The organism is Dactylosporangium sp. NBC_01737 (assembly GCF_035963215.1).
Taxonomy (GTDB): domain Bacteria; phylum Actinomycetota; class Actinomycetes; order Mycobacteriales; family Micromonosporaceae; genus Dactylosporangium.
The window spans coordinates 11,761,400-11,782,391 of sequence record NZ_CP109153.1 but is presented as its reverse complement, the minus strand read 5'-3'; the positions used below and the strand labels follow the sequence as shown (position 1 = coordinate 11,782,391).

Annotated in this window: 28 protein-coding genes; 14 read left to right on the top strand and 14 right to left on the bottom strand. The window is 72.9% G+C overall.

The window, feature by feature from the left end; translation table 11 throughout:
* Positions 1–77: 77 nt before the first annotated feature.
* From OHA72_RS54260 to OHA72_RS54250, 3 genes are read left to right on the top strand one after another with little or no spacing between them, the layout of a single operon-like run.
* Positions 78–1,043 (top strand): aliphatic sulfonate ABC transporter substrate-binding protein, encoded by a 966-nt coding sequence (locus tag OHA72_RS54260; protein WP_327003941.1) that lies wholly within the window; start codon positions 78–80, stop codon positions 1,041–1,043.
* The gene (locus OHA72_RS54255) at positions 1,040–1,855 is read left to right on the top strand and encodes an ABC transporter permease (protein WP_327003940.1); all 816 of its coding nucleotides are present in this window, start codon (positions 1,040–1,042) and stop codon (positions 1,853–1,855) included. The genes OHA72_RS54260 and OHA72_RS54255 overlap by 4 nt, the downstream gene beginning before the upstream one ends.
* Complete coding sequence (locus OHA72_RS54250; protein ID WP_327003939.1) at positions 1,828–2,547, top strand: ABC transporter ATP-binding protein; 720 nt, start codon at positions 1,828–1,830, stop codon at positions 2,545–2,547. Before OHA72_RS54255 ends, OHA72_RS54250 begins: the two co-directional genes overlap by 28 nt.
* Before the next feature lie 90 nt (positions 2,548–2,637).
* Here the strand turns inward: OHA72_RS54250 and OHA72_RS54245 are convergent, their stop codons facing one another.
* Positions 2,638–3,201 (bottom strand): dihydrofolate reductase family protein, encoded by a 564-nt coding sequence (locus OHA72_RS54245; protein WP_327003938.1) that lies wholly within the window; start codon positions 3,199–3,201, stop codon positions 2,638–2,640.
* Between the two features lie 94 nt (positions 3,202–3,295).
* Between OHA72_RS54245 and OHA72_RS54240 the strand changes: the two genes are divergently transcribed.
* Entirely contained in the window at positions 3,296–3,862 is a 567-nt protein-coding gene (locus tag OHA72_RS54240; RefSeq protein ID WP_327003937.1) for a dihydrofolate reductase family protein, read from the top strand.
* On the opposite strand, the gene OHA72_RS54235 is transcribed toward OHA72_RS54240, so the two are convergent.
* Entirely contained in the window at positions 3,850–4,161 is a 312-nt protein-coding gene (locus OHA72_RS54235; RefSeq protein WP_327003936.1) for an SDR family oxidoreductase, read from the bottom strand. The two genes, OHA72_RS54240 and OHA72_RS54235, sit on opposite strands and share 13 nt — an antisense overlap.
* Positions 4,162–4,202: 41 nt before the next feature.
* On the opposite strand from OHA72_RS54235, the gene OHA72_RS54230 reads away from it, so the two are divergent.
* Positions 4,203–6,368 carry a beta strand repeat-containing protein gene (locus OHA72_RS54230; protein WP_327003935.1) on the top strand — a complete coding sequence of 722 codons (2,166 nt, stop codon included), beginning with the start codon at positions 4,203–4,205 and terminating at the stop codon, positions 6,366–6,368.
* A gap of 6 nt (positions 6,369–6,374) precedes the next feature.
* Here OHA72_RS54230 and OHA72_RS54225 read toward each other — a convergent pair whose 3' ends face one another.
* Complete coding sequence (locus OHA72_RS54225; RefSeq protein ID WP_327003934.1) at positions 6,375–7,409, bottom strand: helix-turn-helix transcriptional regulator; 1,035 nt, start codon at positions 7,407–7,409, stop codon at positions 6,375–6,377.
* Between the two features lie 117 nt (positions 7,410–7,526).
* Here OHA72_RS54225 and OHA72_RS54220 point away from each other — a divergent pair, with 117 nt between their 5' ends.
* Positions 7,527–8,669 carry an SDR family oxidoreductase gene (locus OHA72_RS54220; protein ID WP_327003933.1) on the top strand — a complete coding sequence of 381 codons (1,143 nt, stop codon included), beginning with the start codon at positions 7,527–7,529 and terminating at the stop codon, positions 8,667–8,669.
* Positions 8,670–8,687: 18 nt separating this feature from the next.
* The gene (locus OHA72_RS54215; RefSeq protein WP_327003932.1) at positions 8,688–9,290 is read left to right on the top strand and encodes a hypothetical protein; all 603 of its coding nucleotides are present in this window, start codon (positions 8,688–8,690) and stop codon (positions 9,288–9,290) included.
* Between the two features lie 32 nt (positions 9,291–9,322).
* Here the strand turns inward: OHA72_RS54215 and OHA72_RS54210 are convergent, their stop codons facing one another.
* Entirely contained in the window at positions 9,323–9,823 is a 501-nt protein-coding gene (locus OHA72_RS54210) for a DinB family protein (protein WP_327003931.1), read from the bottom strand.
* 22 nt (positions 9,824–9,845) lie between these two features.
* Between OHA72_RS54210 and OHA72_RS54205 the strand changes: the two genes are divergently transcribed.
* Positions 9,846–10,661: a hypothetical protein gene (locus OHA72_RS54205; protein WP_327003930.1), complete on the top strand. Its 816-nt coding sequence runs from the start codon at positions 9,846–9,848 to the stop codon at positions 10,659–10,661.
* Here the strand turns inward: OHA72_RS54205 and OHA72_RS54200 are convergent.
* The gene (locus OHA72_RS54200) at positions 10,658–11,158 is read right to left on the bottom strand and encodes a MarR family winged helix-turn-helix transcriptional regulator (protein ID WP_327003929.1); all 501 of its coding nucleotides are present in this window, start codon (positions 11,156–11,158) and stop codon (positions 10,658–10,660) included. The two genes, OHA72_RS54205 and OHA72_RS54200, sit on opposite strands and share 4 nt — an antisense overlap.
* Positions 11,159–11,220: 62 nt before the next feature.
* Between OHA72_RS54200 and OHA72_RS54195 the strand changes: the two genes are divergently transcribed.
* Positions 11,221–12,294 (top strand): hypothetical protein, encoded by a 1,074-nt coding sequence (locus OHA72_RS54195; RefSeq protein ID WP_327003928.1) that lies wholly within the window; start codon positions 11,221–11,223, stop codon positions 12,292–12,294.
* 175 nt (positions 12,295–12,469) lie between these two features.
* Here OHA72_RS54195 and OHA72_RS54190 read toward each other — a convergent pair whose 3' ends face one another.
* On the bottom strand, positions 12,470–12,943 hold the full coding sequence (locus OHA72_RS54190) for a macro domain-containing protein (protein ID WP_327003927.1): 474 nt from the start codon (positions 12,941–12,943) through the stop codon (positions 12,470–12,472).
* A 209-nt stretch (positions 12,944–13,152) separates the two neighbouring features.
* On the opposite strand from OHA72_RS54190, the gene rnhA reads away from it, so the two are divergent.
* Positions 13,153–13,599: a ribonuclease HI gene (gene rnhA / locus OHA72_RS54185; protein ID WP_327003926.1), complete on the top strand. Its 447-nt coding sequence runs from the start codon at positions 13,153–13,155 to the stop codon at positions 13,597–13,599.
* 69 nt (positions 13,600–13,668) lie between these two features.
* Here rnhA and OHA72_RS54180 read toward each other — a convergent pair whose 3' ends face one another.
* From OHA72_RS54180 to OHA72_RS54155, 6 genes are all read right to left on the bottom strand, one after another.
* Positions 13,669–13,935: a hypothetical protein gene (locus tag OHA72_RS54180; protein ID WP_327003925.1), complete on the bottom strand. Its 267-nt coding sequence runs from the start codon at positions 13,933–13,935 to the stop codon at positions 13,669–13,671.
* Complete coding sequence (locus tag OHA72_RS54175) at positions 13,932–15,176, bottom strand: condensation domain-containing protein (protein WP_327003924.1); 1,245 nt, start codon at positions 15,174–15,176, stop codon at positions 13,932–13,934. Before OHA72_RS54175 ends, OHA72_RS54180 begins: the two co-directional genes overlap by 4 nt.
* A 69-nt stretch (positions 15,177–15,245) precedes the next feature.
* Positions 15,246–15,878 carry an acVLRF1 family peptidyl-tRNA hydrolase gene (locus tag OHA72_RS54170; protein ID WP_327003923.1) on the bottom strand — a complete coding sequence of 211 codons (633 nt, stop codon included), beginning with the start codon at positions 15,876–15,878 and terminating at the stop codon, positions 15,246–15,248.
* Positions 15,879–15,913: 35 nt separating this feature from the next.
* A complete protein-coding gene (locus OHA72_RS54165; protein ID WP_327003922.1) occupies positions 15,914–16,237 on the bottom strand; it encodes a hypothetical protein in 324 nt (107 codons plus the stop codon).
* 58 nt (positions 16,238–16,295) lie between these two features.
* A complete protein-coding gene (locus OHA72_RS54160; RefSeq protein ID WP_327003921.1) occupies positions 16,296–16,859 on the bottom strand; it encodes a sensor histidine kinase in 564 nt (187 codons plus the stop codon).
* 5 nt (positions 16,860–16,864) lie between these two features.
* On the bottom strand, positions 16,865–17,410 hold the full coding sequence (locus OHA72_RS54155) for a DUF7134 domain-containing protein (RefSeq protein ID WP_327003920.1): 546 nt from the start codon (positions 17,408–17,410) through the stop codon (positions 16,865–16,867).
* Positions 17,411–17,438: 28 nt separating this feature from the next.
* On the opposite strand from OHA72_RS54155, the gene OHA72_RS54150 reads away from it, so the two are divergent.
* The 4 genes from OHA72_RS54150 to OHA72_RS54135 all read left to right on the top strand — a co-directional run bounded on the left by OHA72_RS54150 (position 17,439) and on the right by OHA72_RS54135 (position 19,867).
* Positions 17,439–18,071, top strand: coding sequence for a response regulator (locus tag OHA72_RS54150; RefSeq protein ID WP_327003919.1), 633 nt, complete (start codon positions 17,439–17,441; stop codon positions 18,069–18,071).
* 72 nt (positions 18,072–18,143) lie between these two features.
* The gene (locus OHA72_RS54145; RefSeq protein ID WP_327003918.1) at positions 18,144–19,151 is read left to right on the top strand and encodes a glycerophosphodiester phosphodiesterase family protein; all 1,008 of its coding nucleotides are present in this window, start codon (positions 18,144–18,146) and stop codon (positions 19,149–19,151) included.
* Positions 19,148–19,399, top strand: coding sequence for a hypothetical protein (locus OHA72_RS54140; protein WP_327003917.1), 252 nt, complete (start codon positions 19,148–19,150; stop codon positions 19,397–19,399). The genes OHA72_RS54145 and OHA72_RS54140 overlap by 4 nt, the downstream gene beginning before the upstream one ends.
* 60 nt (positions 19,400–19,459) lie before the next feature.
* Complete coding sequence (locus OHA72_RS54135; RefSeq protein ID WP_327003916.1) at positions 19,460–19,867, top strand: ATP-binding protein; 408 nt, start codon at positions 19,460–19,462, stop codon at positions 19,865–19,867.
* 223 nt (positions 19,868–20,090) lie between these two features.
* Here the strand turns inward: OHA72_RS54135 and OHA72_RS54130 are convergent, their stop codons facing one another.
* Both OHA72_RS54130 and OHA72_RS54125 read right to left on the bottom strand, forming a co-directional pair.
* A complete protein-coding gene (locus OHA72_RS54130) occupies positions 20,091–20,438 on the bottom strand; it encodes a hypothetical protein (RefSeq protein ID WP_327003915.1) in 348 nt (115 codons plus the stop codon).
* A gap of 14 nt (positions 20,439–20,452) precedes the next feature.
* Positions 20,453–20,992, bottom strand: coding sequence for a MarR family winged helix-turn-helix transcriptional regulator (locus tag OHA72_RS54125; protein ID WP_327003914.1), 540 nt, complete (start codon positions 20,990–20,992; stop codon positions 20,453–20,455).

The following is a 20,992-nucleotide window of genomic DNA, read 5'->3' as shown; positions in this document are numbered from 1 at the left end:
AAGTTGAATCCTAGTCAATTGGTAGGTGTAGTGGGTATAGTGCCGCCACACACGTCCGTTAATGAGGAGCGTCATCGATGCGTCGGCTCTCGGTCGTCCTGACCGGTGTCCTGGTCCTGCTCGGCACCACCCTGGCCGCGGGTTGCGCCGCCGACAAGGAGCCGGCCTCGGCGAAGCCCGGCTCCGCCGAGGAGCCGCTGCGCGTCGGGTACCAGCGCTTCGGCGGGCTGAGCTTGGTCAAGGCGCGCAAGGCCGAGGCCGCCGGCACCACCTGGTCGCTGTTCGAGAGCGGTCCGGCGCTCACCGAGGGCATCAAGGCCGGCGCGATCGACATCGGCCAGGTGGGTGAGGCGCCGCCGATCTTCGCCGCCGCCGGGAAGATCGACTTCAGGATCATCGGCACGTCGAAGCCGGTGCCCAAAGGCGAGGCCGTCCTGGTCAAGGCCAGCAAGGGGTACACCACGTTCAAGGACCTCAAGGGCAAGAAGGTCGCCCTGAACAAGGGGTCGAACGTCAACTGGCTGCTCGTGCGCCTGCTCGAGGCGAACGGCATGACCATCAAGGACATCGACGTGCAGTACCTCAAGCCCGCCGACGCCCGCCCCGCGTTCGACAACGACCAGGTCGACGCGTGGATCATCTGGGATCCGTACTTCTCCCTCGCCGAGACGCCCGGCGTGAAGGTGCTCGTCGACGCGACCGGCCTTGCCAACAACCGCGAGTACCTGCTGGTGTCGCCCCAGGCGCTGAAGTCGAAGCCCGGCAAGATCCGTGAGTTCCTCAAGACCTACCGCGAGGTCACCGACTGGGGCATCGGCAACCCGGACGAGCGCGTCAAGATCCTCGCGCCGGAGCTCAACATCCCCGAGGACGTCGCCCGCCGCGCCCTGGACCGCAGCGCCCAGCCCCTCGCCGCGATCGACGCGGCCGTCGGCGAGGAGCTGCAGCAGATCGCCGACGGGTTCACCGAGCTGCAGCTCATCCCGGGCAAGGTCGACATCAAGGGGCGCATCGACGAGCAGTTCTCGGACATCCTGCGATGACGACGCTCCTGGAGCGCCCGGCCCTGCGGAAATCGGCACCGCGGCGGGTCGCCGCCCGGCGCCGCTGGCTGCGGGCCGTGACGCCGCTGGTCCTGCTCGCCGCGTGGGAGGGCGGCGTCCGCGGCGGGCTGCTCGACCCGGACAAGCTGCCCGCGCCGAGCGTGGTCCTCGCCACGGGCCGGCGGCTGGCGCTGGAGGGCACGCTCGGCGAGTACCTGCTCGACTCCGTCCAGCGGGCGGTCCTCGGGCTGCTCATCGGCGGGCTGCTCGGGCTGGCGCTGGGCACCCTCGCAGGGCTCGTCCGGCTCGGCGACGACCTCGTCGACCCGACCGTGCAGATGGCCCGGATGCTGCCGCACCTCGGTCTGGTGCCGCTGCTCATCATCTGGGTCGGCATCGGCGAGTCGCTGAAGGTGACCCTGGTGGCGCTCGGCGCGTTCTTCCCGATCTACCTCAACACCTACGCCGGGATCCGCAACATCGACGAACGGCTGGTCGAGGCGGCCCGTACCTGCGGGCTTACGGCCTTCGAACGGGTCCGGCACGTCGTCGTGCCCGGCGCGCTGCCGTCACTGTTCCTCGGCGTGCGGCTCGCCTTCGCGGCCGGCTGGCTCAGCCTCGTCGTCGGCGAGCAGGTCAACGGGCAGGGCGGGCTGGGCTTCATGATGATGGAGGCCCGCGAGTTCAGCCAGACCGATGTGGTGGTCCTGGGCCTGGTCACGTACGCGCTGCTCGGCCTGCTCTCCGACCTGCTGCTGCGACTCGGCGAGAGGAGGCTGCTGGCATGGCGCCACGGACTGCGGGCGCGGTGAGCACCGCCCTCGGGGTGCGGCGCGCGTTCGGCGACACCGTCGTCCTGGACGGCGTCGACCTCACCATCGGCGCCGGTGAGGTGGTCGCTCTGCTCGGCGGCAGCGGCTCCGGCAAGAGCACCCTGCTGCGCATCCTCGCGGGCCTGGACGGCGACGCGACCGGCTCGGTGACCACGTCCGGATCCACGGCCGTCGTCTTCCAGGAGCACCGGCTGCTGCCCTGGAAGCGGGTCGCGGCCAACGTCGCCCTCGGCGTGCGCGGCGGCTCCCTGCGCGAACGCGTCGACGCCGCCCTCACCGAGGTCGGCCTCGCCGACCGCCGCGACGCCTGGCCGGCCGAGCTGTCCGGCGGGCAGGCACAGCGGGTCGCGTTCGCCCGGGCGCTGGTCCGCGAGCCCGACCTCCTCCTGCTCGATGAGCCGTTCGGCGCCCTCGACGCCCTCACCCGCCTGCGGATGCAGGCCCTGTTCGGCCGGCTCCGCGCCACGCACGGCTTCGCGGCGCTGTTCGTCACGCACGACGTCGACGAGGCGCTGCTGCTCGCCGACCGGGTCCTGGTCCTGGACGGCGGCCGGATCGCCGAGGACCGGCCGGTGCCGCTGCCGCGCCCGCGGGCGGTCGACGCCCCCGGCTTCGGCGCCGAACGCCGCGCCCTGCTCGGCCTGCTCAACGTCCCGGCCTCGCCCGCCTGACGGGCTGTCCCGCGACCCCGCGAGGTCGATCCAGGCGCCTGCGATCACCGTGCCGTGCACCACGGACGCGGCCGGCGTCGGCGAGGGCGGTCAGCCCACCAGGTACGTCAGATGGGTGGCATCGGCGGTGTGGTGCGGCTCGAGCGGGGTCAGCGTGACCGGGCCGCCGAGGTGGGCGAACAGTGGCGTGCCCGCGCCCAGCAGCAGGGGCGCCACGTGCAGGCTGAGCCGGTCGACTAGGCCCGCCCGCAGGGCCTGCTGGATGATGCTCGCCCCGCCCATGATGTGCACCCGGCGCTCGCCGGCGACGGCCGCCGCCGCGCGCGCCGTCGCCTCGACACCGCCGGTGACGAACGTGAACGTCGTCCCGCCCCGCGTCACCGGCTCGTGCGGCCGGTGCGTGACGACGAAGACCGGCATCCCGAAGAACCCGTCCTCGACCGCCCAGCCGTCGGTGGCGTCGTAGACCCGGCGGCTCGTGACGACGGCGCCGGACGCCCCGAACGTGTCCGCGAGCAGCCGCCTGCCGTCCTCGGTCCAGACCCAGGTGTGCAGTGCCTCGCCACCCGCGCCGAGCCCGGGGTGCGTGTCCAGGTCCGGTCCGGTGACGTAGCCGTCCACGGACATCGAGATGTTCGCCTCGATCGCAGCCATGCCGTCCCTCCGTCGCGACGGAACCGATGAGTTCGGGAACCGCCCGTCGTCAGTATGGGAGTACGTCCCCCAAGATCTGTGGAAGGACCTCGCCTTGAACAAGATCATCTTTATGATGTCGGTGTCGCTGGACGGCTACTTCGAGACCGTTGATCACAGCCTCGCGTGGCAGGACATCTCCGACGAGCTGCACACGCACTTCAACGATGAGCTGGCCGCGGCCGGCGGCATGCTCAACGGCCGGGTCACCTACGAGCTCATGGCGCGGGCCTGGCCGACCGCCGACGAGGACCCGGCCGCGCCGAAGCCCGTGGCGGAGTTCGCCCGCATCTGGCGCGAGACGCCGAAGGTCGCCTACTCGCGCACCCTGCGGGAGGCCGGCTGGAACACCACGATCGTGCGTGACGTCGTGCCCGCCGAGGTCGAGGCGCTCAGGTCGGCCGCCACCGGGGACCTGTTCATCGGCGGCCCGGACCTCCTGGCCACCTTCCAGCGCCTCGACCTCGTGGACGAGTACCGCATCTACGTGCACCCTGCCGTCATCGGCGCGGGCAACCCGCTCTTCCGCCCCGGCACGACCCTCAGGCTCGCCCTGGACGGGTCGCGGCAGTTCGCGAACGGCGTGGTGCTGCTGCGGTACCGGCGGGCTCAGGCCGAGTAGCCGCCGTCGGCGTTCAGCGTGGCGCCAGTGACGTACGCCGATTCGGGCCCGGCCAGGTAGGCGACGAGGCTCGCCACCTCGCCCGGGCTCATGTCCGTGTCGACGGGGCCCGGCTGCACGGTGTTGACGGTGATGCCGCGCGGCCCGACCTCGCGCGCCAGGGCTCTGGTGAGCCCCGCGAGGCCGGCCTGCCTGACCGCCTCCCGCCTGCCCTGGTGAGCTCCTGTCGGTTTACGGACCGGCGAGTGCCGAACGCATCGACGGTTCTTGACGTGCTGTGAGGTTGTGACCCGCGTCATAGTCCGGTCCTCTGCCGGTCCGTGGGTACAGAGGAGCAGGCATGCAGATCGTCCAGATTCGCGGTCCAGGACTCGTCGCAGCCGTCGTGCTGGCCGCTGTCGGTGCTTCCGGTGCTGTCGGCACTTCCGTCGCGTTCGGTGCGGCGCCGCCGTTGATCCCGATCACCGTCATCTTCACCGTGACCAACACAGCCGATACGGGCGCGGGGTCTCTGCGCGACGCCATCACGGCCGCCAACGGCATCGCCCTGCCGAATCGATCCAAGATCAATTTCAACATCCCGAACGCAGGGCCGCACACCATCACGCCGGTGAACGACCTGCCGGCACTGACCGGCTGGGCCACCGTCGACGGGTACAGCCAGCCCGGCACCGCCAGGGCCACCGCGGTCGCCCCGGCCGTGCTCGACGTCGTCGTCGACGCGGTCAACACGACCCGCGGCCTGGAACTGGCCACCTCCGACAGCACGGTGTCCGGCCTCGTCATCCGCGGCTCGAACGCCGTCGCGGCCGGCGGTGCGCCGTGCGTCGACGACGGCATCTGCGTGCGCGGCGACCGCAACGTCATCACCGGCAACTACATCGGCCTCGGCGTCGCCGGCCTGAACGCGTTCGGCAACTCCGGCGACGGCATCGACATGGACGGCACCGGCAACCGGGTCGGGGGCACCCTGCCCGGCGACCGCAACGTCATCTCCTCCAACGGCAACCACGGCATCCGTACCGTCGGCGCCGGCGCCGTCATCCAGGGCAACCTGATCGGCCTCAACGCCAACGGCGCCGGCCTGTTCGGCAACGGCGAGACCGGTGTCAGCCTCGTCGGCGACACCGGCACCGTCGGCGGCTCCACCGCCGGCGCCGGCAACGTCATCTCCAACAACGGCCGCCACGGCGTCCTGCTCGACGGCGACACCAACACCGTGCAGGGCAACCTGATCGGCACCAACGCCGCCGGCACCGCGGACCGCGGCAACACCACCGACGGCGTCTTCGTCGCCGGTGTCGGCAACGTCGTCGGCGGCTCCGCCACCGGCGCCGGCAACGTCATCTCGGGCAACGGCGCCAGCGGCGTCTCCACCGACGCCTCCGCCGACGGCACCGTCATCCGGGGCAACACGATCGGCACCGGCATCGGCGGCAACACCGCCATCGCCAACGACGAAGGCGTCAAGATCGAGGGCGTCAACAACATCGTCGACGGCAACCTCATCTCCGGCAACCTCCTCGACGGCGTCGAACTGCACGAGCAGTTCGGCAACGTCACCACCGGCAACGTCGTGCAGGCCAACCTGATCGGCACCACCCGCAACGGCCTCAACCCGCTGGGCAACGGCGACCGCGGCGTCGACGTGCGTGTCCTGGCGACCGGCAACCGCATCGCCGGCAACGTCATCGCCGCGAACGGCGCCGGCGGCATCTACCTCTTCGGCCCCGGCACCACCGTCGAGAAGAACCTCGTCGGCACCGACCGCACCGGCGCGGCGGCCCTGCCCAACACCGGCGCGGGCGTCGAGGTCGACGGCGACGGCAACGTCCTCACCGGCAACACCATCGCCGCGAACACCGGCGACGGCATCGAGATCTCCGCCGACGACACCATCGTCACCGGCAACGCCATCGGCACCGACACCACCGGCACCGTCGCCCTGGGCAACCTCGGCAGCGGCGTCACCATCGGCGGCAACGGCAACCAGATCGGCTCGGGCACCGTCGCCGTCCCGATCAACACCATCGCCAACAACCAGCTGGACGGCGTCACCGTCACCAGCGGCACCGACAACCCGATCCGCCGTAACGCCATCTACGGCAATGCCGACCTCGGCATCGACCTGGGCAACACCGGCGTCCTGGCCAACGACGCCGGCGACGTCGACGTCGGCGACAACGACCTGCAGAACTACCCGGTGATCGCCGCCTCGACCAGCGTCGCCGCCACCTGGGCACTGGACGGCCAGCCGGCCACCACGTACCGCATCGAGTTCTTCGTCAACACCACCTGCTCCGCCAGCGGCCACGGCGAGGGCCGCAAGTTCCTCGGCGCCCTGACCGTGACCACGCCCGCGGCGGCCGGCGCGGCGAACGGCATCTACACCTTCGCCGTGCCGACCTCGGTCGGCCAGCAGGTCACCGCTACGGCAACCGTGCTGCCGGCGGGCGCGGCGGTCGGGCCGACGTCGGAGTTCGCGGCCTGCGTCACGGTCGTCTGACCCGCCTCACAGTGGACGGCCGGCGCTCGGCCGTCCACTGTGGTTGCCTTTCTCGCTGTCGCTGTCGCTGTCGCTGTCGCTGTTGCTGTCGCTGTTGCTGTCGCTGTTGCTGTTGCTGTTGCTGTTGCTGTTGCTGTCGCTGTTGCTGTTGCTGTCGCTGTTGCTGTCGCTGTTGCTGTTGCTGTTGCTGTTGCTGTTGCTGTCGCTGTCGCTGTTGCTGTTGCTGTTGCTGTTGCTGTCGCTGTCGCTGTCGCTGTCGCTGTCGCTGTCGTCGCCGAGTAGCCGCAGTGCGGCGTGGTCGGGGGTGCCCGGCTCCGCCTGGAACGTGACGAACCGCTGCCCGTCGACGGCGGTCAGAATCTCCGACGTCAGCTCGAGCCGCCCCGCCTCCGGATGCTGGAACGTCCGCCGCGCGCCACTCTTGACCCTCACGTCGTAATGCGCCCACAGATCCGCGAACTCGGCGCTGCGCCCACGCAGCTCATCAACGAGCGCGGCCCGGGCCGGACTGTCGTCGAGCGTGCGCAGGTGCGCCACACAGTCCTCCGCCATCCGCCGCCACGACACGAACACCTCCCGGGCCGCGGGGTGCGTGAACACGTACCGGACCAGGTTGCCCGGCACCGCCACCCCGACGAGCAGACACCGGCCCTCGGCGTTGGCGGCGAGCAGGTCGCTGGTCTGGTTGAGCACGTACGCGGGCGTCGGCCGTACCATTTCCAACAGCCGCACCAGCGCCGGCCGGACGACCTGCGGCGCCGCCACGCTGCCGACCCCGGGGTGCGCCAGCCGATGCAGATGCGCCCGCTCGTCGTCATCGAGCCGCAACACCGTCGCCAGCGCGTCAAGGACCGCCCGCCCCGGATTCGTGTCCCGCCCCCGCTCCAGCCGCGTGTAGTAGTCGATGCTCACCCCGGCGAGCGCCGCCAACTCCTCCCGCCGCAACCCCGGCGTCTGCCGCCGCCCCGCCCCGTCGGGCAGCCCGACCTCTTTGGGGCTGACCCGGCCGCGCCGGTTCCGTAGGAAGTCCCCGAGACTCACCCGGCCATTCTGCCCCGCCGCCCCGGCGCGAGGGGTGGCCCTGCCAGGACCCCTCCCGCCACACCCGGGCCAGCCCCGGTCTCCCGCCCGTCCCGCAAACCCGCGACGCTGCCGGACATGACGAACCAGCACGTGCTCGTGATCGGCGGCAGCTCGGGGATGGGCCTGGCGCTCGCCGCCCGCCTGCTGCACGCCGGCCAGCGGGTAACCATCGCCGGCCGCTCCGCCACCCGTCTCGCCGCCGCAGCCGCCCACCTGACCGCCTTGGACCGCGACACCACCGCGCCGGACCCCGCAACGGCGGACCGCGCAGTTCGCCCGGTCGGGCTGGACGGAGGTGGGGTCGGTGCGGTGGCCGGGTCGGTCGGTGCGGTGGCCGGGTCAGATGGTGGCGCAGGGCGCGAGGTGGTCGGACTCGACGGAGCCGGCGGGCGCGTGACGACCGGGCTGGACGGCAGCGCGGGCGCGGTGGTCGGGCCGGACGGCGGCACGGGCGGTGCGGCGGCTGGGACGGACGGCGGCGGGGGCAGTCCGGTGGCCGGGACGGACGGCGGCGGGGGCAGTCCGGTGGCCGGGTCGGACGGCGCTGCGCGGCGCGCGATGGTCGGGTCGGAGGGTGGCACGGGTCGTGCGGAGGCTGGTCCAGATGGCGGGGCGGGCGGTGCGGTGGGCGGGATGGAGCGTGAGGTGGACGGGCGGCTTCGGACGGTGCAGGTTGATATCGGTGTGGAGGAAGAGGTTGAGGCGCTTGCGGGGCATGCCTACGACCACGTGGTGGTGACCGCGGCGGATGCGGTTGGGGCGTATGCGCCGCTGGCCGGGTTTGCCGTTGAGGCGGCCAGGGCGGTGCTCGCCACGAAGGTGTTGGGGCCGTGGCTGGTGGCGAAGCACCTCGGTGGCGCGTTGCCGGCCGGTGGCTCGCTCGTCTTCACCTCGGGTGTCGCGGCTTACCGGCCCGGGCCGGGGGCGAGCATGATTGCCACGGCCAACGGGGCGTTGGAGGCGCTGGCACGGTCGCTTGCGCTGGAGCTGGCGCCGGTGCGGGTCAACGTCGTCTCGCCTGGGTGGGTCGACACGCCGATCTGGGACGTCCTCGCCGGCGATGCGAAAGGCGAACGGCTCGCGGCGATGGCCGCTCGGCTGCCCGCCGGGCGGGTCGGCACTCCCGACGACATTGCCCGGGCGATCGTCGCGTTGCTGGACAACGGCTTCGTCACCGGCACCGTCCTGCACGTCGACGGCGGGCACCGCCTCGTGTGACGCCCGAGGAGCCGGCCGGTGGCGTGGCAGACTGGGCGGGTGACGGGACAGTTCGCCGACGAGGTCATGCACGACGATGCCTGGCACGCCATCACCGCCGTGGACGGGACCGGCCTCTTCGACGCCGCCGAGCACGGCTTCTCGCCCAGGATGATGAGCACGGCGTGCCACCGGGGCAGCCTCTGCAAGTATCGCATCGACGCACGGCGCCTCGTGCTGCACGCTGCGGAGATCGGGGCGGCCCCCGGCACGCCGCCGGTCCCGCTGCTGGGCGTCGAGCCCGGTCGCTCGGCGTATCCGGAGGCATTTCGCGGGCAGCTGTCCTATGTGGACCTCAATGCCCCTGTCGGCTTCACGGGTCGGCTGCTGATCGGGGCGGAGCCGGTGTCCATCGGCTACCTGCACATGGGCTTCCGCCCCGCCTACGGCTTCGCGCGTGTCTGGGAGCTGGCCTTCGACGGCGGCGCGCTGACCGCGGCGGCCGACCGCTCCGCGGACCTCGCCGAGGTGCGGAGCCGCCTCGTCGGCACCAGGCCGGAGCCGGCGCCGGGGGAGAGTGCCGAGGACTGGATCGACCGGACCTTCTCGCTGTCCTTCGCCTACAGCTGGCCGGAGAGCTGAGAGGCGCGACAGCGCCCAGCGGATGAGGCGCCTCATGCGTCGAACCCCGTCGCGCCGTCGGTCTGCTCCCGCAGGATGTCGGCGTGTCCGGCGTGGCGCGCGGTCTCCTCGATGAGGTGCACATAGATCCAGCGCAGCGACACCCTGCCGAGGCGCGGCGAGGGCACCGTGTCGTCGAGCGTGAAGCCGCGGCAGATCTCCCGCGAGGTGGCGCACGCCGTGAGGTAGTCGGCGACGAGTGACTCGACGGTGTCGTCGTCACGCACGCCCCAGTCGTCATCGGGCGTGGGGCGGGCGCCGCCCAGCATGCCATGGAACCATTCACGCTCCACGGCCGTGAGGTGCTTGACCAGCCCCGCGAGGGTGGTCCGTGACGGCACCAGCCGGCGGGTGGCGTCTGATGTGGACAGTCCGGAGACCTTGCGGGTGACGATCGCGCGATACAGGTCGAGGAACGTCTCCAGCACCTCGCGCTCGCCGGCCGCGCTGACCAGCTCATCGGGTGCGAGCGGTGGCTGCGGTGGGGTGGTCATGGGACAACCATAGGATCGGGGTATGACAGTTTCGCGGCTCCAGGACACGCTGGATCTGATGTGTGCGACGGCCGCTCCGGACGCCGCCGCGGGCGCGACGGTCGACGCGTGGAGCCGGCGCACGGGGCTGGTGCTGCCCGCTGCGGTCCGCGAGTTCTACACCACTCAGGTGTCCCTCGAGCTGTCCGACGGCGGCACGTGGACGCTGCCGTTCACGGACCTGTGGCGCGAGTTCAGCGGCGACGCGACACTGTGGACACTCGACGAGATCCTGACCGGAGAGCCGAAGGTGTGCTTCGAGGCCGACGTGATGCGGATCCATCATGTGTACTTCGCAAGCGAAGGCGACGATCCGGTGCTGCACCACGACACGCGCGGCGAGGGGTGGAGCGTCGAGGCGGAGCCGTTCAGCGGCTGGCTGTTCGACTGGTTCGCGTCGTACTACAACGACACGGGCAGTCCGGTGTCGTTCTGGGGTCCGGACGCCGATCATGACGCCGCCGAGGACCGGCAGCCGGTCCTGCCGTTCGGCAACGAACTGTGGGCGCGGGCCCGTGACCTGCCCGTCCCGGACGCCGTGGTCGAGGAGCTGACGCGTCGGCACGGCGCGCCGGGCGTGGCCGGGCCCACGCGATGCTGGGGGATGCCCGACGCCCTCATCCAGCTCACGGCCGACGCCGACGGCTCCGCGTGGTGGCTGCACGGCGACGAGCCGGACGCGTTGCGGCGGGTGCTCGAATCGGTGTGGACGATCGGGGACCTGGCCCGCACGCTGCGCAGTTCCACCATGTGCACCGACCCGACGGCCGGCAAGCTGCTGCAGTCGCTGCGAGCCTAGGCCGCCGGCCGTTCCTCGGCGGCGAGGACCAGCCTGCGCAGCAGGTCGGCGAGGACCTGGCGCTCCTCGGCGGTGAGGGCTTCCAGCAGTGCGGCCTCGCCGTGGTCCTCCCGGCCCGCCTGCTGCTCGAACGCGGCGCTGCCCGCCTCCGTCAGCCGCACGTGGACCCGGCGGCGGTCGGCGGTGTCGCTCGCGCGGGTGATCAGGCCCGCCTCCTCCATGGGCGCGAGCCGTGCGGACAGCGCGCCGCGGGTCAGCCCGAGCGTGTCGGCGAGCTCCGACGGGCTTGCCGCGTACGGCGGACCCAACCTCCGCAGCTTCATCAGAATCTTGTACTGCCAGTGCGGCAGGCCGTCCGCGGCCAGGGTGTCGCGACGCAGTTGCTGGGTGTGCCGGGCCAGCATCGCGAGCCGCATGAAGATCGCCTCCTTCACCGGATCGAGCCACGGCAGCTCCCGCTCCCAGGCGTCGATGTGCTGCTCGACGTCGTCCTTCATCGCCGCTCCCCGCGCAAAGTAGTTTTCTTGAGGATAGTTTTTTCGATTACTACTGTCGCAGCATGACCGAACTCGCAGTCCCCCGCCAGGCCATCGCGTCCGCCGCACGCGCCCTCGCCCACGCCGGCCGGTGGCTGGACGCGTCGGCCCTGCTCGACGCGGCGCCACCGGAAGACCCGCTGCTGGCCCTCGCCTCGGCGCAGGTGGCCATTGAATTGGACTGGTTCGCCGGTACGACCAGCGCCACGCAACGCCTCGCCACCGCCACCCGGCTCGCCGACGGCCTGGACGACGCGGGCCGGTGGGACCTTGCGTTCGCCGAGTTGCGCAACGCATACCGGACGCTGCTGATGACGGACCGGTCGACGCAGGCACCCGCCCCGGACGACGAGATCCTGCGCCGGGCGGCCGAGCTGGGCGCCTCCGCCCCGGACGCGGTGCGCAACGGCTGGGCGGAGATGTATCAGGGACTGATCGCCGACAACCTCCTCGACCGGCCGGCCGCCGCACCCGCCCACTACGCCGCCGCGCTCGAGGCCGGCGCGGGCGATCCGCTCCTTGCCAGGGAGGCGCTGCGCCACCTCGGCGGCCACGACCACGACGCCGGCAACCACGACCGTGCTCTCGAACGGTGGCACCGCGCCACCGAACTGGGCGCCGCCGGCGGCAACGTGCCGGGGACGCTGTCGCAGCAACTCCTCCTCGCGGTCCTGGCCCGGGACACGGGCAACGAACCCGCCGCGGTCGCCCTCGCCACCGAGATTGCCCGATGGGCGGGCGCGATCGGCGCCGGATCGCTTGCCGGTCAGGCGACCGCCTTCCTTGACGGCACTGACCCGGTCGCGCCGCCGCCCACGACCGCTCGCGCAACGACCGCGGCGACGTCCCCTGCCGGCTCCGCGTCCGTGGCGACGCCAGCCACGACGATCGCTTCAAAGGCGAAGGCGTCCGTGGCGGCTGAACCTGCCGCGCCGGGAACGCCCATCGCCGCCGCCGAATCCGCACCGTCAGCCTCCGTCGCGACCGGGCGCGGACCTCAGGCGACGCGGCCGGTGCCGGCGCTGCCCGCCGAGGCCGCGCCGCCGGCGATCGTGTCGTTCATGACCGCGCCACTGGCAACGACGCCGCGTCAGTGACCCGCCGCCGACCACGCCATCGTCTGCAACGCCAGCGCGCGGCCGAAGGCGGACCGGGTCCGCGTGGCGGCCGGCTGCGGCGACCCTTCGAGGTCGCCGCGGACCGCGCGGGTTGCCGGGTCACCGGAGCGGATTTCGACGGGGAGCTCACCTCGTGCACCACGCGCAGACGGAATCAGAAGTCATAGACCGTCACCGGCACGTCGCGACCGCACAACGCCGAAACCACCAGCGGCTCGACCTTCTCCCACCGGCCGCCGGCGAGGCCGCAGCCGATCCGCGGCATGTGCACCGACGCGCCCAGCTCCAGCGCCCGGTCGCCGACCGTCGTCAGGGCGCGGCCGATCGCCTCATAGCGGACCGGCGGGCCTGAGCTGCCCCTCTTGATGCCGTGCTGCCCGATCATGTTGGCGAGCCATAACGACGGCTGGACCTCCAGGATCCGGACGGCACCCAGGGCGAAGTCGTTGCCGGCGCGCTCCCGGTGCCACCGCCGGAAGTCACGCTCGGGCTCTGGCCAGCGCTGCGACACGGCGAGGACGAATCCCGCGCCCCAGTGACCCTGGTCGTTGCAGACGTGGGCGATGATTTTGGGCCCTGCGGCCTGGGGGCTGGTCGCGTCGCCTTTGATGACCGTCAGCGGTGTCATGGCCGACAGCATGCCAGCGGGGTACGACAAAAATCGGGTCGTGGCCGCCGGACGCAGTGGTGCCGCCGGCCGACCACCTGACGCCGCGGGAGGCGGAGTGCTGTGGCAGCTCGCGGAAGGACTGTCCAATGCGGAGAAGCTGTTCGTGGGCCCGGACACACGCGGTGATCTTCGCGTACCGGATCGGGTTCGTGACGTAGGTTCTCTGGATGACTGCTCGGGTGGAGATCTGGACCGACGGTGCCTGCAGCGGCAATCCGGGGCCCGGCGGGTGGGGAGCGCTGCTGCGCTACGGCGACGTGGAGAAGGAACTCTGCGGCGGCGAGGCCACGCCGACGACGAACAACCGGATGGAGCTGACGGCGCCGATCCGGGCGCTGGACGCGCTGACCCGCACCTCGGTCGTCGACCTGCACACCGACAGCACGTATGTCCGCAACGGCATCATGTCGTGGGTGGCGAAGTGGAAGCGTAACGGCTGGCGGACCGCCGCCGGCCAGCCGGTGAAGAACGAAGATCTGTGGCGGGAGCTCGACGCCGCGGTCGCCCGGCACGAGGTCGTGTGGCACTGGGTCAAGGGACACGCCGGGCACACGGAGAACGAGCGCGCCGACCGGCTGGCCGCGCGCGGGTTGCGCGAGGCACTGTCCGCTTAGGGGCCGGCCGTGTTGCGCCGGCCGCCGGACGCGGCTTCGGCCGAGGTCGATGTGGGTGACCGTCCCGGTTCATGTGATGTACCGGGCGGCCAGCTCCTGGAGGACCTCGGCAGTGGTGATGCCGCGCAGGGTGGCCACGTCGCTGATCAGGTGTTCGCAGAGGGTGGCGAGCGCGATGGTCATCGCGCCGGCGCCGGCGATGGTGTTGTCGCCATAGACCTGTTTCAGGTAGGCGATCTGTTCGGGCACGTTGAGGTGGTTGCCGTCGGCTCGCAGGGTGAGCAGGCCGATGGCGTCGAGCAGGACCTGCAGGCCGCGGTCGTTCATCGGCGTCATGCGGTCCGGCCCTTGACGATGATGGACTCCATGGTGCGGGCGATGGCCTCCGCGTCGGTGCGGGACAGGAACGCGGTGTCCACGTCGATGGTGAGGACCAGGGCGCCGGGCTCGTCGTCGATGTGCAGGAACAGCGGCTCCGTCGGGCCCGTCGAGGCGCCGACCCACTCGAACAGGCCGTCGCCGGCCGGGGTGTCAGGGGCGGCAGCGCGGGACGTGCGGCGGTCGTTGTAGCAGACGGTGCGGGTGGTGTCGGTGTCGGTGCGGGCGAGCAGGTCCGCGAGCTGCAGCGGGTTGTAGTAGGCGTGCTTGTGGGCGGCCAGGGACGCGCGGGCGACCCGGCCGAGCGCCTCGTCCAGCGGGACGGCCACGTCGGCGACGCACAGGCCGAGCTGTGCCAGGGGGCTGACGACCTCGGCGAGGCCGGCGCGGAACCGGTTGCCCACCAGGTGCCGGACCGCGACCTGGACGGTGCCGGTGACCTGACCGACGGCCATCATGAACGCGGTCGACAGGATCGTGGCCGGGTCGACGCCGGTGCGGGCGGCGACGGCCGGGGCTGCGGACGCCATCGCCGGCGAGGTGAAGCGGGCCTTCGGGAACTGCTGAGGATCAGGCCGCAGCGTCGGGGACAGGACCGTGACCGACGGCAGGTGCCGCTCCCAGTGCCGGACGGCGGCGGTGCTGCACCGTTCGCCGGCGGGGGAGCGCTGCCAGGCGGTGAGTTCGAGCGGCTGCGGGCCGGTGACCGGGGTGGCGACGCGGGCGGTGGCCTCGGCGACCATGACGCCGGCGCCGGTGGCGTCGGTGACGAGGTGCGGCATGATCGCGACGAGGCGCTCGGGGCGGCCGTCGCGGCAGATGACGGCGGCGCGCAGCGGCCAGTCGGCGGTCAGGTCGGGCTGGGCGGTGCGGTACGCGTGCTCGACCTCGGCGGCGAACGCGACCGGGTCGTCGGAGGTCTCGTACACCTCGACGGTCACCGTGCCGGCGGCGTGCACCTGCTGCATCGGCCGCCCGTCATGCAGCAGCCGGGTGCGGAAGGACTGGTAGCGCTCCTGCGAATAGCGCAGCTCGTCGACCACGTCGGCGAGTGTGGCGCCGGGCGCGACGGGTTGGTGCCCGCCCATCGGCAGCCAGGACCGCTCACGGTCCATGGTCAGCAGCATCGACTGCTGGCCCCAGGTCAGTTCGGCCACGCCGCTGCCCTCGCCGCGGAATGCGACGTCGATCCGATCCACCACGTCAACCATCGACGAACCACTTTCGTAAGGAAGGCTCGCGACCCAGGACAGCGTAACGGTCGGAGCTCACGGCACCAGATGGATGCGGACCTTTCGCGCGGTGACCGCGGCGTCCTCGATGACGGTGAGCCGTGGCTCGGGGACTTCGAGCAGGTGGGGGTGGCGTAGGGCGGCGACGCGTTCGAGGCGGGGATCCTCCAGGACCAGGTCGATCATGCCGCGGTCGCCGCCGCAGACCAGCGAGGCGAGGTCGGTGCGGCCGCCCAGGACGCGGGCGGCGATGTCGGCCGTGTCTTCGATCGCGGCGTCGGTCTGGTTGCCACGGCGGCGGGCGTACCGCTGCTGCGACCACCCGCCCGCGGCCGTGCGGCCCTGCACGTAGAACCGCTCGACCTTCGACGTCTCCAGGGTGGTGCCGTCGGCGACCCCGACCGCCGCCGCGCCCCGCCGCACGAGCAGCAGCCCGATTCGCGGTGGTTTCGTGATGCCCTGCAGCAGCGCGTCGACGTCGGGGACGCCGTCGAGGCCGGGCGGTGGGTGCAGGGTCGCGGTGTCGCCGTTGCTGGCCCCGGTCAGGGTCAGGGCGTCCTCGGTCGCGCCGTCGTGCCGGCCGTAGAACCCGTCGAGCCACCCCTTGAGCCGCTCCGGGGAGATCTCGACCCATCGTCCCCCGCCGGCCGCGGGCCGCGCCTTCACCATGGGCCCAGTCTGCCCCTTCCGAGGCCCCGGTGGTTTCAGGTGCCGTGCACGAACAGCAGCGGCACGAGGACGACGACGCCCACGATCACGATGGAGGACAGCACGCCACGCCAGGTGCGCAGGAACCGGCGGACCCGGCGGCGCAGCCCGCGGCGGCGCGGGCGGGGGCTGGGCTCGTCCCGGGTGACGGCGAAGATCTCCAGCCACAGCCCGCCGAGCAGCGCGATCGGCGACGCGGTCGCGACGACGACCAGCCTGGCGCCGGTCAGTGGGGGCATGTGGCTCACGACGATCGCGGTCAGCGCGGCCACCAGCACGGCGACGGCAAGCTGCGCGACGGCCCGCAACCGTCCCTGCACGCCACCTCCCCGAGTCGGACCCCAGCGTAGGTGGCGCCCGGCCCGTCGGGCACCCGCGTCACCCTCCCGCGTGAACGTCCGGATGAGCGCCCGGAGTCCCGTCGGGGAACTCCGCGGTCACGTGCCAGCCCGCGTCGCGGGGACCGTAGCGCAGCGTCCCGCCGGCGGCGCGCACGTCGGCGTCGAGGCTGCGCAGCCCGTACCCCCCACCGCCGGCCGGTCCGGTCGCCGCGCCCGCGGCGGACGGCCGATGGCTCGTGAGGCGCAGGGTCCAGTGCCCGTCGGCCCGGTCGAGGTCGGCGCGGAGGATGGCGCCCGGGCCGTCGTGCCGCAGCGCGTTGGTGGCCACCTCCCCGGCCAGCCGGAACGCCACCTCGCGCACGCCCGCCGGCAGCACGGCCAGGTCGTCCGCGAGGGCCGGTGGCACGACCAACCCTGCCTCCCGCAGCGCGTCGAGGCGCGCGGTCAGGGTGGCCGCCGTGTCCCGCTCCGCCTCCTCCGCCAGCGCGAGGCGCACCTCGGCGAGGGCGTCCCGCCCGGCGCGCAGCACGGTGTCGAGGCGGCGTTCGTCGGCCGGGGCGAGCCGGGCGGTCGTGCGCAGCGCCTCGCCCTGCACCACCATGACCGTCATCGTGTGGGCGAGGCTGTCGTGCAGGCGGCGGGCGAGCCGCTCCCCGAGCGGGCCGTGGCCGCCGCCTGGTCGGCGAGGCGCCGTTCCAGGCGCAGCTGCGCGACGGTGGCGCGCTCGCGCAGGTGCTCGCCGCGTTCGACGCCGGCGAGCCAGGTGACGGTCAGCGCCACGGCCGCGAGCAGGCCGCCCTCGACCGGGCCGCGCCGGATCGCGCCGGCGACCGTGACGAGGACCGTGGCGGCGCCGCACATGCCCCACCGCACCGCGGGCGAGCGGTGCGTCGCGGCCGTGTACATCGCGAGGGACACCGGCAGGTAGCCCACGGCACGCCCCATCCCGAGCAGCGAGTGCGCCGCCGTGGCGACGCTGATCACGGCGAGCACCGTGCCGGGTGCGCGGCGCCGCCACACCAGCGGCGCCAGCTGCGCGACGGCCAGGGGCACGCTGAGCACCGTGCCGGACAGCGCGTACAGCGTGACCAGGGTGACGTAGAGGGCCACGTCGATCGCGAGCCGCCAGTGCCGGCGAAGGCTGACCGGCATCCGTACCCCCTGACATATCATCGGCCGGGTGATCCGGCTCGCCATCGTCGACGACCAGGCCCTCGTCCGCGAAGGTCTGGCCCTGATCCTCGGTGCCGAGCCCGACATCGAGGTGGTCGCCGAGTTCGCCGACGGCGCCGGCCTGCTGCGTGACCCGGTCCGGGCCGATCTCATCCTGCTGGACCTCTACCTGCCCGGCGCCGACGGGGTCGCCACGATGCGGCAGCTGCGGGCGGGGCAGCCCGAGGCCAAGGTGCTGATGCTGACGACCGTGGGCAGCGCCGCCGACATCCAGCGGGCCCTGACCGCCGGCGCCGACGGTTTCGTGCTCAAGGACGCCACCGGCGCCGAGCTGGCAGCGGCGGTGCGTGGCGCGCATGCCGGGGTCCGCCCGCTGAGCGCGTCCGCCGCCGAGCTGCTGTGGCCGCGCCCGGGCCCGGCCCCCGTCGCGGCCGATCTGGGCGCGCTCACGCCCCGGGAGCGGGAGGTCCTGGACCTGCTCGGGCAGGGCATGGGCAACCGCGAGATCGCCGCGGAGCTGGCGCTCGCCGAGCGGACCGTCAAGACCCACGTCAGCAACGTCCTGGCGAAGCTCGACGTGGCCAGCCGCACCCAGGCGGCGCTGCTGGCCCGGGACCTGCCACCGCGCCAGGGACCATAGGGACCAAGGGACCGGTCGGGCTACGTCCTTCGCCGCTTCCCACCGCCGCCGGCGCCCTGCCAGGCTGCCACGGTGCTCACCGACCCACCGCGGGCCCGCCGATGGCCGCGGCGCGCCGCCGTCGTCCTGGCCGTCGCGCTCGTCGTCACCGCCGGCCTGTACCTGCGCAACAGCTCGACGATCGCCGGCCCCGAGACCGGGCAGCGGCCGTTCCTGCTCGCGCACCGCGGCATCGCGCAGACCTTCGACCTGGCGGGCGTCACCGGCGACACCTGCACCGCCCGGATCATCCACCCGCCGCAGGTGCCGTACCTGGAGAACACGCTGCCGTCACTGCGTGCGGCGTTCGACGCGGGCGCCGACCAGGCCGAGATCGACGTGCAGCTGACCCGCGACGGCCACCTCGCCGTCTTCCATGACGCCACCCTTGAGTGCCGCACGGACGGCACCGGCACCGTCGGCGGGCACACCCTCGACGAGCTGCGCCGCCTCGATGTCGGCTACGGGTACACCGCCGACGGCGGCGCCACGTTCCCCCTGCGCGGGACCGGGGTCGGGCTGCTGCCGACGGTCCCCGAGGTGTTCGCCGCGCTGCCCGGCCGGGCGCTGAAACTGGACCTCAAACGCGACGACCCGGCCGACGCCGACGCCGTCGCGGACTTCCTCGCGACCCTGCCCGCCGACCGGCTCGCCACGGTCACGGTGACCGGCGGCGACACCGCGATCGCCACCGTCCAGCGCCGCTTCCCCCAGGTGCGGGTCTCCTCCCGCGCGATCATCAAGGACTGCCTGCTCGACTACGCCGCGGTCGGCTGGACCGGCCACGTCCCGGACAGCTGCCGGCACCGGGAGCTGATCCTCCCGGCCCGCTACGGCAGGTGGCTGTGGGGCTGGCCCAACCTGTTCATCGCCCGGATGCGCGCCGCCGACACCCGGGTCGTCCTGGTACGCGGCGACGGCGGCTGGTCCGCCGGCTTCGATACGCCCGCCGATGTGGCATCGCTGCCCGACGGGTACACGGGCGGCATCTGGACCAACCGCGTCGACGTCATCGCCCCACTGGTCGCCGAGGATCGATGAGGATCTTCGCGTGGACCTCCGGTTCCGCGACGCCCGCCGGCCCGACGTGGCCGGTGACGGCGACGTGCGGGGCGGAGCCGCCCGGCACCGGCATGGTCAGCGACCCCCGGACCACGACGTGCGGCCCCGACCTGCGGCGCACCGAGGACCTCGGCACCGCCTGGTGGCTGCTGAACCGCCGCCGCCCGCCCGCCTGGCCGCCGGACTTCGACGGCGCTCGACGTACAGACACGTCACGTTCTGCTTGAGCGTGGGTGACGTGGGTACAACAAGCCGGAGCGCACCATGCCGAGGGAGGCCCGACGATCATGATCACGCAGCTGGTCTGGCGGCCCACCGACGGTGGGAACGTCGCCGTCGTCACCCGCGCCCGCCACTGGCTGGGCCTGGCCCTGCCGCGGCTGGTCGGCCGCCGCCCACGCGGTCACCTGCACGACGACACCGAGCTGCTGCTGTGCGAGCTGGTCACGAACGCCGTCGTGCACGCCGGCGGGGTGACCGCCGTGCAGCTGTGCCTCACCGACGAGACCCTGCGGGTCACGGTGTGTGACCACGTCGCGGCCCCGCCGGTTGCCCAGCACGCCGCGCCCGACGCCGACCACGGCCGGGGGATCGCGCTGGTCGAGACCCTGGCCACCCGCTGGGGCGTCGACCGTGACCGGCTGGCGGGCAAGTGCGTCTGGCTCGAACTGTCCACGGCCGGCGCCCCGGTGTAGCTCAGCGCGTGCGCAGGGGCAGGCCCGCGGCGACGCGGCGCTTCACGGCCCGGAAGTCCCGCCTGCAGGTCCCCGTCGACGACCAGGATGTCGGCGTCGTAGTGATCGAGCTCATCGAGGCCCTGCAACAGGTTGCGGACCTTGCGCGGGTCGCGGTGCCGGCGGATCACCGCCTCGACCTCGTCGCGCCCGACCTGCCCCCGCTTGAACCCGCGCGCCGCGATCACCCGCCGGCGACCGCGGGTCGCAGGGCCTGCCACGGGGTCGCGTCGAAGATGAGGGTGATCGACGTGATCAGCCCGCCGGTGAGCCGGAAGTGCTCGGCGGTGCGCTGCGTGCCGACCGGCGTGGCGGTGTGCACGTCGTAGACGAGGGTGGCCTCGTCGGCACCATACAGCTCGCTGCGCAGCTCGACCCCGGTCACGATCTGCAGGAAGCCGGGCAGGCCGGCGAGGTGCGCGGCCGGGTCGTCGAACCGCAGCATCGGGCTCTCGAAGCGGAACGGCGTCCCGGTCAACGCGACCGCAGCGGCCGCGTCCCCGCGGAACCGCGCGTCGTGATAGGCCCGCACAACATCGACAGTATTCATCGCTCTCGCAATCCTCGTACACCTTGGACGAGCCTGAGACACAGGTCCCGCAACTGATCGGCCTCGGCCGTGCTGAACCCCGCGAACACGGCGGTCATCGCCGCCCGGGTCGGCGCCCTGAACGCGTCCAGCCACGTGAGGCCCTCCGCGGTCGCGACGGCCCGCACCGACCGCCGGTCCGCGGGGTCCGGCACGCGCCGGACGAGCCCCTCCCGCTCGAGGGTGTCGACGAGCCCGGTGACGTTGCGGGGCGTGACGCCGAGCGCCTGCGCCAGCTCACCGAGCGGCAGCCCGCCGTCGCCGCTGAGGCGCAGCCGCAGCAGCAGGTCGAACCCGCCGGCGCTGAGCCCGCGGCCACCGGTGCCGGCGGAGCGCAGGTGCTCGATCGCCCCGGCCGCCGCCCGCACCGCCGCGGCGGCCTCCAGCAGCGGCAGCGCCCGCTCGCCGGCCTGCTCCCCGGCTCCCGTGAATGCGGTCAGCGCCGCCCGCGTCCCCGGATCGAACACGAGCCCCGCGTCATCAGTTACGTACTGCAT

Excerpts from the sequence above, each read along its gene's own strand:
- OHA72_RS54260 (WP_327003941.1), top strand. The coding sequence starts at position 78 with ATGCGTCGGCTCTCGGTCGTCCTGACCGGTGTCCTGGTCCTGCTCGGC.
- OHA72_RS54255 (WP_327003940.1), top strand. The coding sequence starts at position 1,040 with ATGACGACGCTCCTGGAGCGCCCGGCCCTGCGGAAATCGGCACCGCGG.
- OHA72_RS54250 (WP_327003939.1), top strand. The coding sequence starts at position 1,828 with ATGGCGCCACGGACTGCGGGCGCGGTGAGCACCGCCCTCGGGGTGCGG.
- OHA72_RS54245 (WP_327003938.1), bottom strand. The coding sequence starts at position 3,201 with ATGGCTGCGATCGAGGCGAACATCTCGATGTCCGTGGACGGCTACGTC.
- OHA72_RS54235 (WP_327003936.1), bottom strand. The coding sequence starts at position 4,161 with ATGACGCGGGTCACAACCTCACAGCACGTCAAGAACCGTCGATGCGTT.
- OHA72_RS54230 (WP_327003935.1), top strand. The coding sequence starts at position 4,203 with ATGCAGATCGTCCAGATTCGCGGTCCAGGACTCGTCGCAGCCGTCGTG.
- OHA72_RS54220 (WP_327003933.1), top strand. The coding sequence starts at position 7,527 with ATGACGAACCAGCACGTGCTCGTGATCGGCGGCAGCTCGGGGATGGGC.
- OHA72_RS54210 (WP_327003931.1), bottom strand. The coding sequence starts at position 9,823 with ATGACCACCCCACCGCAGCCACCGCTCGCACCCGATGAGCTGGTCAGC.
- OHA72_RS54205 (WP_327003930.1), top strand. The coding sequence starts at position 9,846 with ATGACAGTTTCGCGGCTCCAGGACACGCTGGATCTGATGTGTGCGACG.
- OHA72_RS54200 (WP_327003929.1), bottom strand. The coding sequence starts at position 11,158 with ATGAAGGACGACGTCGAGCAGCACATCGACGCCTGGGAGCGGGAGCTG.
- OHA72_RS54195 (WP_327003928.1), top strand. The coding sequence starts at position 11,221 with ATGACCGAACTCGCAGTCCCCCGCCAGGCCATCGCGTCCGCCGCACGC.
- OHA72_RS54190 (WP_327003927.1), bottom strand. The coding sequence starts at position 12,943 with ATGACACCGCTGACGGTCATCAAAGGCGACGCGACCAGCCCCCAGGCC.
- rnhA (WP_327003926.1), top strand. The coding sequence starts at position 13,153 with ATGACTGCTCGGGTGGAGATCTGGACCGACGGTGCCTGCAGCGGCAAT.
- OHA72_RS54180 (WP_327003925.1), bottom strand. The coding sequence starts at position 13,935 with ATGACGCCGATGAACGACCGCGGCCTGCAGGTCCTGCTCGACGCCATC.
- OHA72_RS54170 (WP_327003923.1), bottom strand. The coding sequence starts at position 15,878 with ATGGTGAAGGCGCGGCCCGCGGCCGGCGGGGGACGATGGGTCGAGATC.
- OHA72_RS54160 (WP_327003921.1), bottom strand. The coding sequence starts at position 16,859 with ATGGTGGTGCAGGGCGAGGCGCTGCGCACGACCGCCCGGCTCGCCCCG.
- OHA72_RS54155 (WP_327003920.1), bottom strand. The coding sequence starts at position 17,410 with ATGCCGGTCAGCCTTCGCCGGCACTGGCGGCTCGCGATCGACGTGGCC.
- OHA72_RS54140 (WP_327003917.1), top strand. The coding sequence starts at position 19,148 with ATGAGGATCTTCGCGTGGACCTCCGGTTCCGCGACGCCCGCCGGCCCG.
- OHA72_RS54135 (WP_327003916.1), top strand. The coding sequence starts at position 19,460 with ATGATCACGCAGCTGGTCTGGCGGCCCACCGACGGTGGGAACGTCGCC.
- OHA72_RS54125 (WP_327003914.1), bottom strand. The coding sequence starts at position 20,992 with ATGCAGTACGTAACTGATGACGCGGGGCTCGTGTTCGATCCGGGGACG.